This is a genomic window from Phocaeicola faecium, assembly GCF_014837055.1.
Classification (GTDB): Bacteria; Bacteroidota; Bacteroidia; order Bacteroidales; family Bacteroidaceae; genus Phocaeicola; species Phocaeicola gallinarum.
Map to the genome: position 1 here is coordinate 337,064 of NZ_JACSPQ010000001.1, position 16,249 is coordinate 353,312.

The following is a 16,249-nucleotide window of genomic DNA, read 5'->3' on the forward strand; positions in this document are numbered from 1 at the left end:
TATGGAATATACTGTATATAAGGAACGATTAAAACAGTTGAAATGTGCTGTAATAATACCTACTTATAATAATGAGAAGACTATAAAGAAAGTCGTTGACAGTGTGAAGGATTACTGTGATGATGTTATTGTTGTCAATGATGGTTCTACAGATCATACATCTGTAATACTCGGTGAGTATTCCGGAATACAGTATATCTCTTATAAAGAAAATAAAGGGAAAGGATATGCCTTATTAACTGGTCTGAGATATGCTACAGAGAAAGGATTTGATTATGCCATCACTTTGGATTCTGATGGCCAACATTTTGCAGATGATATCCCAACCTTTATAGATAGAATTGAAAAAAAGCCTGGAAGCATTCTGATAGGAGCTAGAAACCTTAGGGCAGATAATATGCCTGGCAAGAATACATTCGCCAATAAATTTTCCAATTTCTGGTATAAGATAGAAACAGGGAATACACTTCAGGACACACAGTCCGGTTTCAGATTATATCCATTAAAATTGATAAAAGGGATACATTTACTGACTCGTAAATATGAATTTGAGGTAGAGATTATTGTACGAGCAGCATGGAAAGGCATTAACGTAGAAAATGTGCCTATCAATGTTTACTATCCACCCAAAGAAGAAAGAGTTTCCCATTTTAGGCCATTAAGAGACTTTACCAGAATAAGTATATTGAATACTTTTTTGGTCATTTATGCTTTGCTATTCTACTATCCCTGGAAATGCTTGAAGTTTCTGACAAAAGAGAATATAAAGAAAGTTATTAAAGAGCAGATTATAAATAATAAGGAAAGCAATATGAGATTATCCATGTCGATCGGCTGGGGTATTTTCTGCGGTATAATACCGATATGGGGCTATCAGATGATATTTGCAGCAATATCAGCTCATATCCTCAAACTGAATAAGGTTATAGCACTGATGTTTTCGAATATAAGCATACCACCTATGATACCTTTCATTCTATATGGAAGTATGAAAATAGGATATGTCATTTATCCTTCAGATACAAAAATATCTTTTGATAACATTACATTCGAGAGTGCCTATACATCCTTATTTCAATATATTGTAGGAAGTATATTATTGGCTATCGTATCAGGATTAGCACTTTTCATTTTGAGTTACTTAGTTTTGGCAATAATAAGAAAAAAATAGAACGCATGTATAATATATTCATTCATATATATGACTGGTTTGAGAAACGTCGTATTGTTCTTTATTTTCTATTAATTCTTATAATTGGGGCAAGTGGTTTTTATGCTTCACAAATAAAGCTGCAAGAGAATATCTCCAGTTTTTTTGATGATGGGGATAAAAATGATAGCAACATTCTGGAGAACTTCAGACTAAAGGACAGAATACTGGTAATGGTTTCCGGTTCAGAACCTGATGAAATGGTTGAAACGGCTTCATCCTTTTCAGACAGCATACAGCCTCTTATAAGTAAGGGACTGGTTAATGCCGTGATAACTGGTGTGAATCAGGAAACAATAAATAACAGTTCAGATTTTATTTACAAATACCTCCCTATCTTTCTAGAAGAGAATGATTATATCCGAATAGAGAATGATTTAGCGGATAGTTGTATAGAAAAGTCCTTGGATCGATATTACACCTTACTCACATCACCATCAGGCTTTGCCATACGTGATATTCTGCATAAAGATCCTCTTAATCTAGGGACTCATATGTTGAAAAAGTTTGAGCGGTTCAGTGAAGATTTTGAGTACGAGATTTACGATGATTATATCTTTAATAAAGATATGACGACTCTATTTATGTATTTGGAGCCTACAAAAAGTATGACGAATACAGGGGAAAATGAGGAACTCGTAAAAGAACTTGAAAAAACATGCAATCTACTTTCAAATGACCAGATTAAAGTTGAATGTATAGGGGGGCCAATAGTAGCAGTGGGAAATGCAAGACAGATAAAGAATGATACATATTTAACTTTGTCTCTAGCATTTATAATTATTCTCCCTTTACTTTACCTGAGTTTCAGAAATAAATTAAGTCTTTTATTCATTGTATTGCCACCAATTTTTGGAGCAATATTAGCTCTGGCAATTATATCTATAACGAAAAGCTCTATATCTGCAATAGCTATTGGAGCAGGAGCTGTTGTATTAGGCATTTCATTAAGTTACTCAATACATATAATATCACATAATAATCATACTAAAAATCCAAGAGATATTATACGGGATTTAGCTTATCCTCTTACTGTCGGTTGTTTCACAACCATAGGGGCATTTATTGCTCTAATGTTCACAGATTCGTCTTTACTGCAAGACATGGGGCTTTTTGCATCCTTAACGCTTATTGGAACAACAGTATTCAGTCTGGTCTTTTTGCCGCATTTCCTTAGATTTAACAATAACAATAAAACCAGTAAGTTATTAAAAGGAATTGAAAAATATAATGGTTATGCATTCGAGAAAAACAAATATATAATAATCGGAGTAGCTGTTGCCACAATTATATGCCTGTTTCATTACAACAAGGTGGAATTTGACAGTGACATGTCTTCTATAAATTTTGAAAGCCCTTCCATCAAGGAAGCAGAAAAAAAAGCCACATCAATATTGGGAAACAGTAAGCAACAAATATATATCGTAACAAGTGGAAATGATCATAAAGAAGTAATAAAAGCATATTCACAACTTCATGAGTTGTATGATTCCTTAAAAAATGAGGACTGCATAGATAAGTATACAGATATAAAGGACTTCATCGTTGATGATGAAGTTCAAAGGGATCGTATATCTAAATGGTCACAATTCTGGGGAAATAGAGCAGAAGAGAGTATGTCCAAGGTCATCAAAGCTGGAGAGTCATTCGGCTTTAATGAGACAGCTTTCGATGAATTGAAGAAAACCCTGAACCAACATTATGAAGTTTGTGATTATAATCACCTTGATTGCGGAAAATCCATTCTTGACGATTGGATTTATAAATCTTCTTCATCTCTTACTTTGATAAGTAAAATTTCTATATCACAGGAAAATAAGGACAAAGTTTATAAGGAGATAAGTAATGTTGGAAATACAACAATTATTGACAGAGCATATTTTTCTTCTAAAATGATAGAAACAACTAGTAATGATTTTAATTTCATACTGCTGGTTACATCTTTCCTGGTATTCTTTACCTTACTCGTTACTTACGGAAGAATAGAGATAGCTATACTTACATTCTTACCTATGTGCATAAGCTGGATAATAATATTAGGTATCATGTCCTTATTAAATATAAAGTTTAATATAGTAAATATCATATTGGCAACATTTATCTTTGGTATAGGAGATGATTTCAGTATATTCACTATGGATGGTTTGCTGAGCAAGTATAAGAATGGAAGCAAACTGTTCGAGGCCCATAAGTCTGCTATATTCTTCTCAGCACTGACAACAGTTATAGGAATGGGGGTTCTTGTTTTTGCAAAGCATCCAGCTCTCCAATCAATTGGTGCAATTTCAGTCATAGGTTTGTGTATTGTCGTTATTGTGTCCTATACAGTTCAACCGTATTTATTTAATTTGCTGATTTTGAAGCCAACACAGCGAGGCGGACAGCCATATACTATATTATCATGCATTAATACTATATATGCATTCCTATACTTTATCATTGGATGTATCATTCTAAATGTAATTTATCTTTTCCTTAAAGTGACATTTTTGAATGGAAAAACCAAACAGAACATATTTCATAATCTGATTTATCACTTTATTCGTATATTCCTTAAGTCCATGTACATGGTAAATGTTCAATACCTGAACATTAAGGAAATTGACTTTAACAAGCCTTCTGTAATAATAGCAAACCACCAATCTTTTGTAGATATATTGATACTTCTATCACTATCACCAAAGATTGTCATGGTAACAAAAGGATGGGTATGGAGATCACCGGTATTTGGCCGTATTGTCCAATATGCAGGTTTCTACACAGTAGAAGAAGGTTATGAAAAACTGGTTGATTCTTTATATCCTCTAGTCAAAGAAGGCTACTCTATTGTTGTTTTCCCGGAAGGAACACGTTCTGACGATTGTGAAATAAAGCGTTTCCATAAGGGTGCTTTCTATTTGGCAGAGAAACTTCAATTAGAGATAAAACCTTTGGTAATTTACGGAACGGGGCTGATTTCCTCAAAAAAACAGCCGTTCTATATTAAAAAGGGAGAAATAATAGCCAAAGTTATACCTAATTCAACAGATTCAGAATTATCAAGCAATACAACCTATCAGGAGAAAACCAAATATTACAGAAAACTATTCCTGCATGAATATGACACCCTTAAGGAGCAATATAATAGGGCAACAAACAATTATTATAAAAAACTGCTTATAAAGAACTATATATACAAAGGCCCTGTTTTGGAATGGTATATGAGGATTAAATGTAAGATGGATGGATATTATAACTATTGGGACAGGAAACTGCCACGTGAAGCAAGGATAGTCGATGTTGGATGTGGATATGGACAGTTATGTTTCATGTTGGGACTTCTTTCTCCCAAACGTGAAATAATAGGTATCGACTACGATTCAGACAAGATAGAACTGGCCAATAATAGTTTCCTGGCAAATGGTAAAATCCGTTTCAGCCAAGGTAATATGCAGGATATTATATTGCCGGAATCGGATGCTTTTATATTTAATGACTCATTGCATTACGTCACCCCATCATGTCAGGAAAGGATATTGTGCCATTGCGCTTCAAGACTCAATCCAAATGGAGTAATATTGATAAGGGAAGGAGATTCTTCGAAGAAGACTGAACATAAGACTATTATTAAATCAGAAATATGGTCAACAAGAATAATAAAATTCAATAAGACAGAAGGTCCTTTAAATTTTATTTCTTCTGATTGGATCAGGCAATTCACCAAAAGGTACAATCTGAATTTAAAAATAGAACAATGTGATAGAAAAACCTCTCAAACTATATATATAATAACTAAACCATAAATAATGGATAAATTCGATGTAGTCATAATAGGAGGAGGTCTAGGAGGACTTTCCTGTGGTGCGATACTAAGTAAAGAAGGTCTTAGTGTCTGTATTCTGGAACAACAAAAGCATATAGGAGGATGTTTGCAGTCCTTTAAAAGGAAAGGTTATAGCCTTGATACAGGAATGCATTATGTAGGCAGCCTTTCAGAAGGAGACACTATGTATCAATATTTCAAATACTTTGGAATACTTGACAAGATTAGATACCAGAAACTTGACACAGATGGTTTTGATGTGATAAATCTAGGTAAAGGAAAAGAATATAGCCATGCTATAGGTTATGACAGATTCATAGATACTTTATCACAGAGTTTCCCAGAAGAGAGAGAGGCCATATCAGAGTATGTTTCTATACTACAGCGTATAGGACAAAATATTAAGCCAGATATACTTAAGAAAGGCCATATATCAAGTGGTGGTGAGGAATATATGGGTATTTCAGCGTATCAGACTATAGATAAACTCTTTAAATCAGAATTGCTTAAGAATGTCATAGCCGGTAATATACCATTGTATGGATATGATAAAAACAAGTCTTCATTGTATGAACATGGAATGATTCATAACTCAAATATAGAGGGGGCTTATAGATTTGTAGGAAATACGCAACACGTAGCAGATGCTTTTTGTGATGTTATAAAAGCAAATGGTGGACAGGTAATATGTGACGCAGAAGTAACAGGTATTGATGTTGAAGGAGGTAAAATAAACAGTGTGGAGATTAACAATGAAACAATCATCGAAACCAAAAATGTCATATCTGCCATTCATCCTGTAATAACCATGTCTCTATTGAGGAATAACACGGTCATTAAAAAAGCATTTATGACTAGGGTAAATTCATTGGAGAACTCTTTCGGATTATTTACGACTTATCTGCTTTTAAAGCCAAATACATTCAAGTATATAAACAGGAATTACTATCTGTACAATTCTCCTGATGTGTGGAATAAGTTTGCTGATTATAAGTCTTGTAACATACCGGTTATATTATTCTCATGCCAGAATAATGGGGACAGTGAGTATGCTTCAGTTATAACACTGATGACACCTATGGATTTCAGTTCAATATCAAAATGGGAAGGTTCAAAAGTAGGACAAAGACCAGCAGAATATATAGAATTCAAAGAGCGTTATACAAACGCTATGATAGAATTTGTATCAAAATATTTTCACGGTCTTAAATCCTGTATACAGTATATATACTCAACGACTCCCTTAAGCTACAAGGATTATAACTCGATGCCGCAAGGCAGTGCATATGGAATAATTAAAGATTTCAACAATCCAATGATAACCCATTTATCACCTAGGACAAAAATAAATAATTTATATTTGACAGGACAAAACCTGAATGTCCACGGATGTCTAGGAACAACAGTCTCTGCTGCTGTAACTTGTAGCGAAATTATAGGAAAGGAATATTTGGCAAAAAAAATTGGCAATGAATAAAATAGGCGTATATAGTAAAGTATTAAAAAGGATAGTATTTACCATTATGGTGATTCTCCTTCTTACGGTTTTAATACCGGTAACAGTAGGTATATACTACTTTAACAAGGCAGATTTCAAATGTCCGAATGATAGTATATATCCCGAGAAGTATCATGTTAAATCTGTAGGTGACTCTATAAAGTATATTGAGCATAACCTGTTGCATAGAAATAAATATGGATTATGGGAAGTGTATATAAGTGGTTCTCCTTTAGAAAGAGGAACAAAATATGGAGTATTAACAAAAGACTTACTGCAATATCAAGAGAATGTTTTTGTAGAGCAGATTAAAGAATTTATACCATCTGACTTCTATTTCAATTTCCTACATAAACTTATAGCTATATTCAATTGGGATATGGCCAGCTATATACCTGAGGAATATAGAAAAGAGATATACGCAATTTCTCAATCATGTAGCCATAAATTTGACTCTTTTGGAACGCCATATGAGAGGCAATTGAATTATCATGCTGCACATGATATAGGGCATACTATGCAAGAATATATGCTTGTTGGGTGTAGTTCATTTGCTGCTTGGAATGAGAACACATCTGATTCAACTTTACTGATAGGACGAAATTTTGACTTCTATGTAAACGATAAATTTGCAAGAAACAAAATAATCCTCTTTATGGAACCTGAAAAGGGGTATAAGTTTGTATCTGTATCATGGCCTGGAATGATGGGAGTTGTATCCGGTATGAATGAGAAAGGTCTCACTATAACCATCAATGCAGCAAAGGGAGCAATACCGGTAACATCAGCTATGCCAATATCATTACTGGTGAGAGAAATACTACAGAATGCAAAAACAATACAAGAGGCTTATCAAATAGCTCAGGTACATAAAACTTTTGTTTCAGAATCGATCCTTATAGGTTCTGCTATTGATAGAAGTGCTGCAATTATAGAGAAGACCCCCAGCAAAACGTCCCTTTATAAAGAAACTGATAATGAGATAATTTGTACGAACCATTTTCAGTCTAATGATTTTATGAATGATTCTTACAACATAGAAAACATAAACAATTCAGACAGCAAATACAGATATGATAGGCTTTCAGAGTTAATTAAGGAATCAATACCATTGTCTCCAGATAAGGTTGCCACTATTTTGAGAGACAGAAGAGGTTTAAACAATAAAGATATAGGATTGACCAATCAGAAATCGATTAATCAATCAATATCACATCATTCAGTAATCTTCAAACCTGAAGAGTTAAAGATATGGGTATCTACTGAACCATGGCAAAGTGGAACATTCTTGTGTTACAACTTAAAAGAGATTTTCGACAACCCTAATAAACTTGTGGAGAGAAATGACAAGCAGCTAACAATCCCTGCTGACACATTATTCTTAGAAAACGATTACCAGAATATATTGGACTATAGAAAGCAATTTAAGAAAATCAGGGAAAGTATAAATAGCGGGTTGGCAATCCCTATTCAGGAGATACATAGTTTTATAGAGCTTAATCCAAATTATTATGAAGTCTATAATATTATTGGAGATTACTATAATGAAATGAACGATATAAGAAAAGCGGTAGAATATTGGAAAAAATCTCTTGATTGTGAGATACCCTCTGTTTATGAATCAAATAAAATAAGAAATAAGATAAAAGAGTATGATAAAGAATAGTACATTACATTATTCATCTGAATCTGATATAATCAGATTTCAAGAAGAAAGACTAAAGGAAACATTGGAGTACCTATCACAGAATTCTCCATTTTATAAGAGAATGTTTAAGGAAAATAATATAGACATCAGCCAGATAAAACATTTGTCAGATCTTCAAAAATTACCTGTTACAACGAAAGAGGACTTACAGAAACGTAACAATGAGTTTATCTGTATAGATAAAGAAAGTATAATAGATTACGTTACAACATCAGGAACATTGGGAGATCCAGTAACTTTTGCTCTGTCCAATAATGATTTAGATCGATTGGCTTATAATGAAGCCAGTTCCTTTACTATGGCAGGTTGCAAGAAAGGTGATATCATACAATTGATGACGACAATAGACAGAAGGTTTATGGCTGGGCTTGCATACTTCTTAGGTGCGCGAGAACTGGGTTGTGGAATCATACGTGTTGGAAACGGTATTCCAGAACTGCAATGGGATACTATACAAAGAGTTTCTCCAAATGTATGTATCGTAGTACCGTCATTCCTGATGAAACTAATCAAATATGCCGAAGAGAATGGAATTGACTATAATAACTCCTCATTAAAAAAGGCTATCTGTATAGGAGAAGCCTTAAGAACCCCGACAGGTGAATACACAACATTAGGGGAAAAAATATCAGAAAAATGGCCTAATCTGGAGCTATTCTCAACATATGCTTCTACAGAAATGCAATCCTCATATACTGAATGTCAAGAACACAGTGGATGTCATATCCCTACAGATCTCATATTGGTTGAAATGCTTGATGATAATAATAATCCTGTTCCTGATGGCCAACCTGGAGAGGTTACGATTACGACACTTGGAGTTGAAGCAATGCCTTTATTGCGTTTTAAGACTGGGGATATATGCATAAAACAAAGTAGCAAATGCTCATGTGGTCGCAATAGTGCAAGATTAAGTTCTGTTATAGGAAGAAGAGGACAGATGATTAAATTTAAGGGAACAACTTTATATCCTCCTGCATTATTTGATATTTTGGACAATATACCTGAGGTAGAGAACTATCTTGTTGAAGTTTTTACCAATACACTTGGTACAGACCAAATTCAAATTAAAATAGGATGTAAGAATCAGAATGATGCATTTATCAAGCAAATAAAAGATGTTTTCCGCTCAAAAGTAAGGGTTGCACCAGATATATGTTTTGTTCCAGTTGAGCTTATAGCAAGACAACAACATCCTGAAATGAGCCGAAAACCTATTAAGTTTTTTGATTTGAGAAATAATTAGTATATTTGTGTATCTTATAATTAACTCATAATTAACAATTTAAAATTCTAAAGTTATGAAGAAGAAAATTTTATTCTCACTCCTGCTTTTATTTAGCATGTTGGTAGTTAATGCAAAAAGTACAGAATCTGTATATGTTTACGGGGTTGATTATTCTTCTGTAAAAGTATATGGAGCCGAAGAAACAGAAGAACAGTTTAAAAATGCATTCGAAGGCATAAATCTTCTGTTAATGAATGAAGCAAAAAAATATGATTTCGCTGATGTCGTGGGTGAAAACAATAAATTAAAACTAGAAATGATTCTTAATTCTACTAAAGAGTGTGATTTCTCTAATATTAAGACTCTGGATAAAGATATTGAACCAATAAATATCGCTGAAAAAATAAAGAATTATCCAATAAAGGAGACATCAGGAGAAGGCTTTATTGTTATTGCTACATTATTGGATAAATCAGCAAATAAAGCAACCTATAAAGTCGTTCTTTTTGATGTTGAAACAAGAGATATATTAAAGGAAGAAGAATTTACAAGTAAAGCAGGAGGTTTTGGATTAAGAAATTTCTGGGCTAAGACTATATACACATTAACAAAGAAATTTGAATTTGATAAAAAGAAATAGTTGTTTCTATATTTTTTAAGAAGATGGATAACTATTTTTTCTTAAACTTATTTCGGATTGAATGAAATAAAATACATAAAAGAGTTATAATTTTATTACCTTCGAACTGGGTCTGATATAACTCTTTTATGTTTTGAAGAATATTTTACATACTTCCCTATAAAAGGAAGCTATATTAAAGGCCTTTCTTATTTTTACAGTGGAATTTCAAATGACCTGATTACACATTGCGCTTCCTTATCCAGAATGAACCAGTATTCAGAACGGTACGGTTGCCCGTCTGAATCAGTGGCTTCATACTCTATCTTCACTTTCCAACCGGTGAACGGCTTACGTTCCTGACTGTCTTCATCCTTTACAGGCTTCAGCTCATCAGAAATTATCAATGAGTGCAGTACCGTCATTGCATCCATCTGACGCTTCATCTGTCCGGACATTCCGTGACTTTCTGAATCCGGATTATCAAAATCCGTATTCTCCATAAACCTGCGGCTGATTTTCATCATGGCCACAGAAAGAGCCATTTTCTCCTTCATGCTAACATACTCACGGCCAAATACAGAATCCGGTTTGCTGATACCGACAATCTTTACGGATTCCGGATTGTCCACCGAAGCCATCAGTGCCTTTTTGGCAATATCTTGTGCCTTATTCCCGCTGTTGCCTGAACAGCCGGTTCCCATTCCGAGCAGAACTGCCACTGCAGGCAGTATCAGTAGTTTCTTTCCCTGTTTCATATCTTTACGATTTGAAGTTTGTCCGGAGCAAGACCGAGGCGTTTGCGGTAAATGGAACCATCCTCCCGGTACATCTCCAGTTCAGATGAAGTAATGTTTTTCTCACAAAGCTCTTTCGCCTCTTCCAGTGTCAGCTGATGGCCTCCTATATTCCTCCAGATGGCGAATGAACACGGTGCTTCCTGATTGCTGTAGTTGGAACAGTTGAAAGCCTTGGTACCCACACGTACCTCGCCGCCGCAGTGCGGACACCTGCCGATAACAGACTGCATATTGACTGCACCGTCATCAGCAAGTTCCAGCACTGTCGGGAAAGTCTTGCCATCCTTGGTGGAAAAGCCGTCCAGAAGGATGCAGCGTTTCTCTAAAAATTCAGCAATCTCCCCGTCATTCATTTTCCGGTTGCCGATGATGGCATTAATGTTGAGCACACAAGAAGGATGCTCACCTGTGTTGTTTTCGCAGCGGTATCCCTTGCAGGTCTTCACCACGTTGCCGCCGCAGAACGGACAGCGTCCTATAATCTTCTTTTCTGAATCCATATTCCTGATAAATTACAATGTTTGATTTAATTGAATGAGACCCCCCGGTTCCAGTCCGCAACGATTCCTCCTATAATGTTCTTGCCGGACATCACACTTGCCCATCCTTCCGGGTCAAGAGAGAACCAGAGGTCGTTCCATGAGAGAGTGCGTACCTGCCATGCCAGGATAAAGAGGTCGGTATTGACAGCCTCCAGTCTGGTCAGTACCTCGTTTGCTATGTAGTACCGCTCGGAAGAACTGAGCAGGTTTACCTTGTGCTTCTCCTTGCCTCCGTCAGAACCGCCTGTATCATAACTTCCGGAAGTCACCAACTGCTTCATGAACGGATAAAGCGCAGCCATCTGGGTTGCGGCATCAGCCAGCTCGTCCGAGACGATTGCAGCAATGGCCGTTCCCTTCAGGTTACTGCCGACCGATTTGAGCAGTAGATTACAGTTCTGAGGTATTTCCGTGGCCACCAGTTCTCCGGCACGCTTTATCTGATAGAGATTCTGCATGGCACCCTGTGCATTGGAAAGATATTCCAGCATCTTCTCCTCCACACTGTGTACCCTGTCGAGAGCAACCGTTACGGCAGTCTCGGCAGCAATGATTTTCTCATGAGCCTTCTGGCGTTTGTCATAGATATTCTTCAGTGTGGATGTCTGTGCAAAAACAGCACCCGTCAGTGTCGGGTCTGTCTGTTGTGCAAAAGTGTCCGTACCTTTCAGCAGAAAAACTGCAAGGGCAATCACTACCGTTATTCTTAACTTGATTCTGTCCATATCATTCAGATTTTACGTCCTTTATTCCTTTGTTCACTCAGATTCTGTTCACGCTCCTCCTTGTGAGGTGAAATCACCGGCTCCATCGGCTTGTTCAGCAGACAGTCGTTCCAGTCCTTGAAAGCCTTCGGTGGAAGCCACTGTCCCATACGGTAGCGGATGTTCAGCTGCCTGGCAACCTGGGCCAGCAGGGGACGGTTCATGTCAGGGTCGAATACCTTTCCCTTCGCTTCAATCTGGATGCCGCCGTCAGTCCTGCTTATCTTCATCTGAATACCTTCCTGCAGAGCCATCATGCGCAGTCCGTATATCCTCCCGGCCAGGTCATTGTCAAAACAGTCGAAGGCACGTGCATTGGGAAAGCGTTCCATAACTCCAGTTATCTGCCGGTCGGAAAATGTGCCGCCCAGTGAAACCAGAGCCGCACTGTCCCCAATCTGTATCCGGTTCATCTGGTAGAAGGCCATGGCATCAAATGCAGATTCACAGAAGAACACGCTTCTTACATTGTCCGGACTGATACCCGAAGGAACAGCCACCCATGCCGAGGATGACGAATCCGTACCGGCTGCTTTCGACTTGTAACCGCCATGTCCTCTGATTTCATAGCCCCTGACTTCATTTCCCTTTCCGTCAGTATATGGGAATCCGATATTGTAGCCTTCAAACTTCCCGTTCTTCCTGTCCCTTATGAGCGAGATGAAAGGAGAAAGAGCTGTAACGGTCGCTTTTGACAGTCCGCGTTGGAAAAACAGTCCCGGTATTTTACCTGTATCAACCGGCTTCACCTCATATCTGGAAGCGTCAAACACACCGCATGATTTTCCTGCCGATTTAACATATTCCCTGTCCTCCCTGTATTCAGGTTCAGGCATGTTGGCGAAACGTGCCATGACCTTGGCTATCTTCTGCCATTCATCCTTTCCTGATACCGTAAAGGAAGAAAGATTCTCACGGATGAGTGTCACCACATCGCCCTTGGAACCGTCACGCCGGAAGAACGTCTGTGCTGCCTTGTCGTTGGGATGGCTGACAATCAGCGTATCCCTCCTGTTACCGCCTTCACCGAGCACCAGCTCGATGTAACGTCCGACACCGGCCTTCCTGTCCAGACGGTATCCCAGGGCATATGCAATGTCATCAATCCCTACACGAGATTTCATTTCCCTGAAATTAACCTTGTAGTCACTCATGCTTTCCGATTTAAGATGTTATACAGAATTTCATATACCAAGTCCTGTACCGGCATTCCGGTTCCTGCCCATCATAGTAATCTCCGGTTCGTATGTCTTCCGTGCCGTCATGTTCAGGGAAGCCTCCTTGTCCTTCCAGTCCGTAAGCTGGAAGAATGTCCTGGCCGTTTCCCTGGAAACCTTCTTCAGCCCCAGCTCCACACCATCGTATGACGCACGGATGGCATAGTCTCCGGAACGGGTCTTGACAATGGCCGCATTTTTGAAAGGCATCTCCTCGTCTGCACTGATAGGAGTGAACGGGGCATTCTTTGCCAGATAAGGTTGTTCGCCGAGAGCCAGACGCTGTCTGTCCACATGGTCAAGAATCAGGTCGGAAGCCTTGTTCACGTCAGCCATGACCGATACGATAAACTTCGGTTCCTGTTTCAGTACACCGATCCACGAGTCCAGATAGGCAGCCGAGTTGTCCGTTATTCTGGAATCAAAGCCCATGGAATGGCTGATCATGGCAGCCGTAAGTTCCGCCACCAGCTCCTCCTTGGCGTATTTCGGGTCACCGAACCTGCCGCCCATCTCCCTGTTCAGACGCTCCGGTGTCATGGTGGAGTGAGTCATTTCATGCAGCATAGTAGAATAATACTCCATTCCACCACGGTAGGTTTCTTCCGGAGAATCACCGATATTGAACTGCGCCTTCATGGGCAGCACCACAATATCCTTTGAGGGAGAATAATAGGCACCGTTCTCACGCTTGTCGGCACGTATCGGACAAAGCCACTGTTGTGTCTCCACCATACGGTCGAGTGCGGCATGGGTGTACATACCTTCCGTATCCCGAAGTTCCGGAACCTTGAATCTGTCCATAAGCTTCTGCATCCTCTCCGGCTGTACTTCTGCCAGATTGGTCTGTGCCACATTGTACACCGGGAATGACTTGATGAAAGGAATGACATCCATATTCTTCTTCTCTTCCTTGCTCATTGCACGGTATTCCTCCGTGCTTATCCTCTTTCCGTGACTGTCCTTTATCATCATATCCCAGTACACCACCGGGAAGGCCTTTTCACCCCTCAGGACATGAGCCTTCAGGTTATGTGCCTGCTTGAAGGTCAGATATACCGGAAGCTGGTAGTTCATAGCTGCGGTATGCATCTGAAGGAAGAAGGAATTGGAACCCGAGTAGTTGCGGCCACCCACATTCTGCGGCAGTCCGGCATAACCCGATGCACCGCCAATCCATCCCTGTTTCCATCCTGTATCCTTCATCTGCTGCATACGCTCAATCATCATTGCAGCGAAGCGGTCTATGGCCGCCTGTCCGCTGTTTCCCTGAGAGTCAGTTCCAGATGCCATAGCTGTCGTCATCCATTACCTGACGGTCCATCTGCTCGATGTCCGTCTGTTCCACATAGAACTCAGCAGATTCATCCGAAGGGTCAGTACCGTGTGACCGGCACCATTCCAGATAATCATCTGCATTCTCACTGTCCATAACAAAACGGAGGAAACCGATTTTGCCCTCCTGCAGAAGCTCCACAAGCTCCTCATGATTCATTTTAGCTGACATATAACTTATATTTTAGTTTTCTGATTATGTTACATTTTCATAGAAACCGTTTTCTCCACCTTTGCGGTGTTGGCGGCAAGCATACCGGTTATTTCCGTATTCAGGTACTTGGCCGCAATCTGTTCCCTTGTGGCCGTCTTGGTCTTGAAAAGAGAATAGCCGTCATCGAAGGAGATTTCATGCCGGGAAGTCTTTCCCTTTTCTCCGAGGTCAACCGACACCTTCCATTTGTTGTCGTTCCTGTCCTTGGCCACACGCACACCTTTGGGGTCAACACCTTCAGGAAGCTGATACTTCTCGTATGCGGATTTCAGATGCAGACGTTCCCCGAAGTTCTTCTCAATAAGCTGGTTTGGAGTGGCCACCCTGTCGAAGTAGGCATTCAGGTCCTGGCGTGAAGCCACGGCAGACATGTTGGTATCCCCAACCTGAACATAGAACTTGTATTTCCCAAAGTCAGGACGCTGCTCGTCCTTCTCCTTATAGACATTGAACTTGTTAACGGTTATGAAACCGTCCGGTCCTGCAATCTCCATTGGCATACGGAAGGCTTCCTCAGATACCTTCGGCATCAGCTTTGTCGGATAGTAGCGTTCCATCAGCTGCGGTACCGTCATTTCCTTGTTCTGATAGGCCGCAAGGTCGGCTGCATCCATCTTCTGCGGCTTGAGCTGCTGTCCGTCAATCTTTGCTGTAAAGTACCAGTCGGCAGGATTGGTGGTACTCTGGTAGGCATGACCATGAGTCACCTTTTCACCGTTGGCAGTCACCATCTGCGGCTCACGGGGCTTTCGTTCCTGAGCTGTTTCCTCTTTCTGTTCGTCCTTCTTTTCGGTCTTTACCTCATTATCCGTCCCGGTCTCAGCTTTGATTTCAGCTTTGGCCTTCGACTTCTTTTCCCTTGCAGGTTTTACATCAACAGTATTCTCCACTGTTCTGTCAGGAGTTTCCTGCGCACCCTGTTCCTTTTTCTTCTTTCCCATATCTGTATTGTTTTGAATGGTTCTGTCATTATTCTCAGCCTTATCCTGTCCGGCCTTCTTCTTCAAAGGACTGTCCAGTGCATCACAGATTGCCACCCTGATTCCGGAACGTATCAGTCTGGGCAGATAAACGTCAAGTGCTGATTGAGGGAATGATGCAACCTTTACCGGTCTCTTGTAGTCAGGCAGAATCCTGTCTGCAATCTCGATGGCAAGCACTGCGGCAGCCTTGACGGCATCCTGCTTATAGAGTTCATAGAAACTGTTCCGTCTGAACAACAGCATAGCATCCGGATGCGTCTTCTTCAGTTCGTTGAACTGCCGGATGATACCGTTATTATTATCTGAATCTGTCTTTTTGGCCATAGAAA

13 protein-coding genes are annotated in these 16,249 nt (G+C 39.2%); 6 read left to right on the forward strand and 7 right to left on the reverse strand.

Annotated elements, in window-relative coordinates:
* The first annotated feature begins 1 nt into the window (after position 1).
* From H9626_RS01430 to H9626_RS01455, 6 genes are read left to right on the forward strand one after another with little or no spacing between them, the layout of a single operon-like run.
* Entirely contained in the window at positions 2 to 1,171 is a 1,170-nt protein-coding gene (locus tag H9626_RS01430; RefSeq protein ID WP_122296067.1) for a DUF2062 domain-containing protein, read from the forward strand.
* A gap of 5 nt (positions 1,172 to 1,176) precedes the next feature.
* Positions 1,177 to 4,992 (forward strand): 1-acyl-sn-glycerol-3-phosphate acyltransferase, encoded by a 3,816-nt coding sequence (locus H9626_RS01435; protein ID WP_191709316.1) that lies wholly within the window; start codon positions 1,177 to 1,179, stop codon positions 4,990 to 4,992.
* A gap of 3 nt (positions 4,993 to 4,995) precedes the next feature.
* Complete coding sequence (locus H9626_RS01440; RefSeq protein ID WP_122296069.1) at positions 4,996 to 6,489, forward strand: phytoene desaturase family protein; 1,494 nt, start codon at positions 4,996 to 4,998, stop codon at positions 6,487 to 6,489.
* Positions 6,482 to 8,176: a C45 family autoproteolytic acyltransferase/hydrolase gene (locus H9626_RS01445; protein ID WP_191709317.1), complete on the forward strand. Its 1,695-nt coding sequence runs from the start codon at positions 6,482 to 6,484 to the stop codon at positions 8,174 to 8,176. Before H9626_RS01440 ends, H9626_RS01445 begins: the two co-directional genes overlap by 8 nt.
* The gene (flxY, locus tag H9626_RS01450; RefSeq protein WP_191709318.1) at positions 8,163 to 9,464 is read left to right on the forward strand and encodes a flexirubin biosynthesis putative acyl-CoA ligase FlxY; all 1,302 of its coding nucleotides are present in this window, start codon (positions 8,163 to 8,165) and stop codon (positions 9,462 to 9,464) included. Before H9626_RS01445 ends, flxY begins: the two co-directional genes overlap by 14 nt.
* 55 nt (positions 9,465 to 9,519) lie before the next feature.
* A complete protein-coding gene (locus H9626_RS01455) occupies positions 9,520 to 10,086 on the forward strand; it encodes a hypothetical protein (RefSeq protein WP_191709319.1) in 567 nt (188 codons plus the stop codon).
* Between the two features lie 194 nt (positions 10,087 to 10,280).
* On the opposite strand, the gene H9626_RS01460 is transcribed toward H9626_RS01455, so the two are convergent.
* The 7 genes from H9626_RS01460 to H9626_RS01490 are packed head-to-tail and all read right to left on the reverse strand — an operon-like array spanning position 10,281 to position 16,244.
* Entirely contained in the window at positions 10,281 to 10,823 is a 543-nt protein-coding gene (locus tag H9626_RS01460; protein ID WP_191709320.1) for a hypothetical protein, read from the reverse strand.
* Positions 10,820 to 11,365 (reverse strand): type IA DNA topoisomerase, encoded by a 546-nt coding sequence (locus H9626_RS01465; protein ID WP_191709321.1) that lies wholly within the window; start codon positions 11,363 to 11,365, stop codon positions 10,820 to 10,822. The genes H9626_RS01460 and H9626_RS01465 overlap by 4 nt, the downstream gene beginning before the upstream one ends.
* A 26-nt stretch (positions 11,366 to 11,391) precedes the next feature.
* Positions 11,392 to 12,132: a hypothetical protein gene (locus H9626_RS01470; protein ID WP_191709322.1), complete on the reverse strand. Its 741-nt coding sequence runs from the start codon at positions 12,130 to 12,132 to the stop codon at positions 11,392 to 11,394.
* Between the two features lie 5 nt (positions 12,133 to 12,137).
* A complete protein-coding gene (locus tag H9626_RS01475; protein ID WP_138273738.1) occupies positions 12,138 to 13,325 on the reverse strand; it encodes a toprim domain-containing protein in 1,188 nt (395 codons plus the stop codon).
* 30 nt (positions 13,326 to 13,355) lie between these two features.
* Complete coding sequence (locus tag H9626_RS01480) at positions 13,356 to 14,681, reverse strand: ArdC family protein (RefSeq protein WP_191709323.1); 1,326 nt, start codon at positions 14,679 to 14,681, stop codon at positions 13,356 to 13,358.
* Positions 14,665 to 14,895, reverse strand: coding sequence for a hypothetical protein (locus H9626_RS01485; protein ID WP_005837618.1), 231 nt, complete (start codon positions 14,893 to 14,895; stop codon positions 14,665 to 14,667). Before H9626_RS01485 ends, H9626_RS01480 begins: the two co-directional genes overlap by 17 nt.
* Before the next feature lie 29 nt (positions 14,896 to 14,924).
* A complete protein-coding gene (locus H9626_RS01490) occupies positions 14,925 to 16,244 on the reverse strand; it encodes a MutS N-terminal domain-containing protein (protein ID WP_191709324.1) in 1,320 nt (439 codons plus the stop codon).
* Between the last annotated feature and the right edge of the window lie 5 nt (positions 16,245 to 16,249).

Excerpts from the sequence above, each read along its gene's own strand:
- H9626_RS01490 (WP_191709324.1), bottom strand. The coding sequence starts at position 16,244 with ATGGCCAAAAAGACAGATTCAGATAATAATAACGGTATCATCCGGCAG.
- H9626_RS01430 (WP_122296067.1), top strand. The coding sequence starts at position 2 with ATGGAATATACTGTATATAAGGAACGATTAAAACAGTTGAAATGTGCT.
- H9626_RS01460 (WP_191709320.1), bottom strand. The coding sequence starts at position 10,823 with ATGAAACAGGGAAAGAAACTACTGATACTGCCTGCAGTGGCAGTTCTG.
- flxY (WP_191709318.1), top strand. The coding sequence starts at position 8,163 with ATGATAAAGAATAGTACATTACATTATTCATCTGAATCTGATATAATC.
- H9626_RS01470 (WP_191709322.1), bottom strand. The coding sequence starts at position 12,132 with ATGGACAGAATCAAGTTAAGAATAACGGTAGTGATTGCCCTTGCAGTT.
- H9626_RS01485 (WP_005837618.1), bottom strand. The coding sequence starts at position 14,895 with ATGTCAGCTAAAATGAATCATGAGGAGCTTGTGGAGCTTCTGCAGGAG.
- H9626_RS01435 (WP_191709316.1), top strand. The coding sequence starts at position 1,177 with ATGTATAATATATTCATTCATATATATGACTGGTTTGAGAAACGTCGT.
- H9626_RS01440 (WP_122296069.1), top strand. The coding sequence starts at position 4,996 with ATGGATAAATTCGATGTAGTCATAATAGGAGGAGGTCTAGGAGGACTT.
- H9626_RS01465 (WP_191709321.1), bottom strand. The coding sequence starts at position 11,365 with ATGGATTCAGAAAAGAAGATTATAGGACGCTGTCCGTTCTGCGGCGGC.
- H9626_RS01445 (WP_191709317.1), top strand. The coding sequence starts at position 6,482 with ATGAATAAAATAGGCGTATATAGTAAAGTATTAAAAAGGATAGTATTT.
- H9626_RS01455 (WP_191709319.1), top strand. The coding sequence starts at position 9,520 with ATGAAGAAGAAAATTTTATTCTCACTCCTGCTTTTATTTAGCATGTTG.
- H9626_RS01480 (WP_191709323.1), bottom strand. The coding sequence starts at position 14,681 with ATGGCATCTGGAACTGACTCTCAGGGAAACAGCGGACAGGCGGCCATA.
- H9626_RS01475 (WP_138273738.1), bottom strand. The coding sequence starts at position 13,325 with ATGAGTGACTACAAGGTTAATTTCAGGGAAATGAAATCTCGTGTAGGG.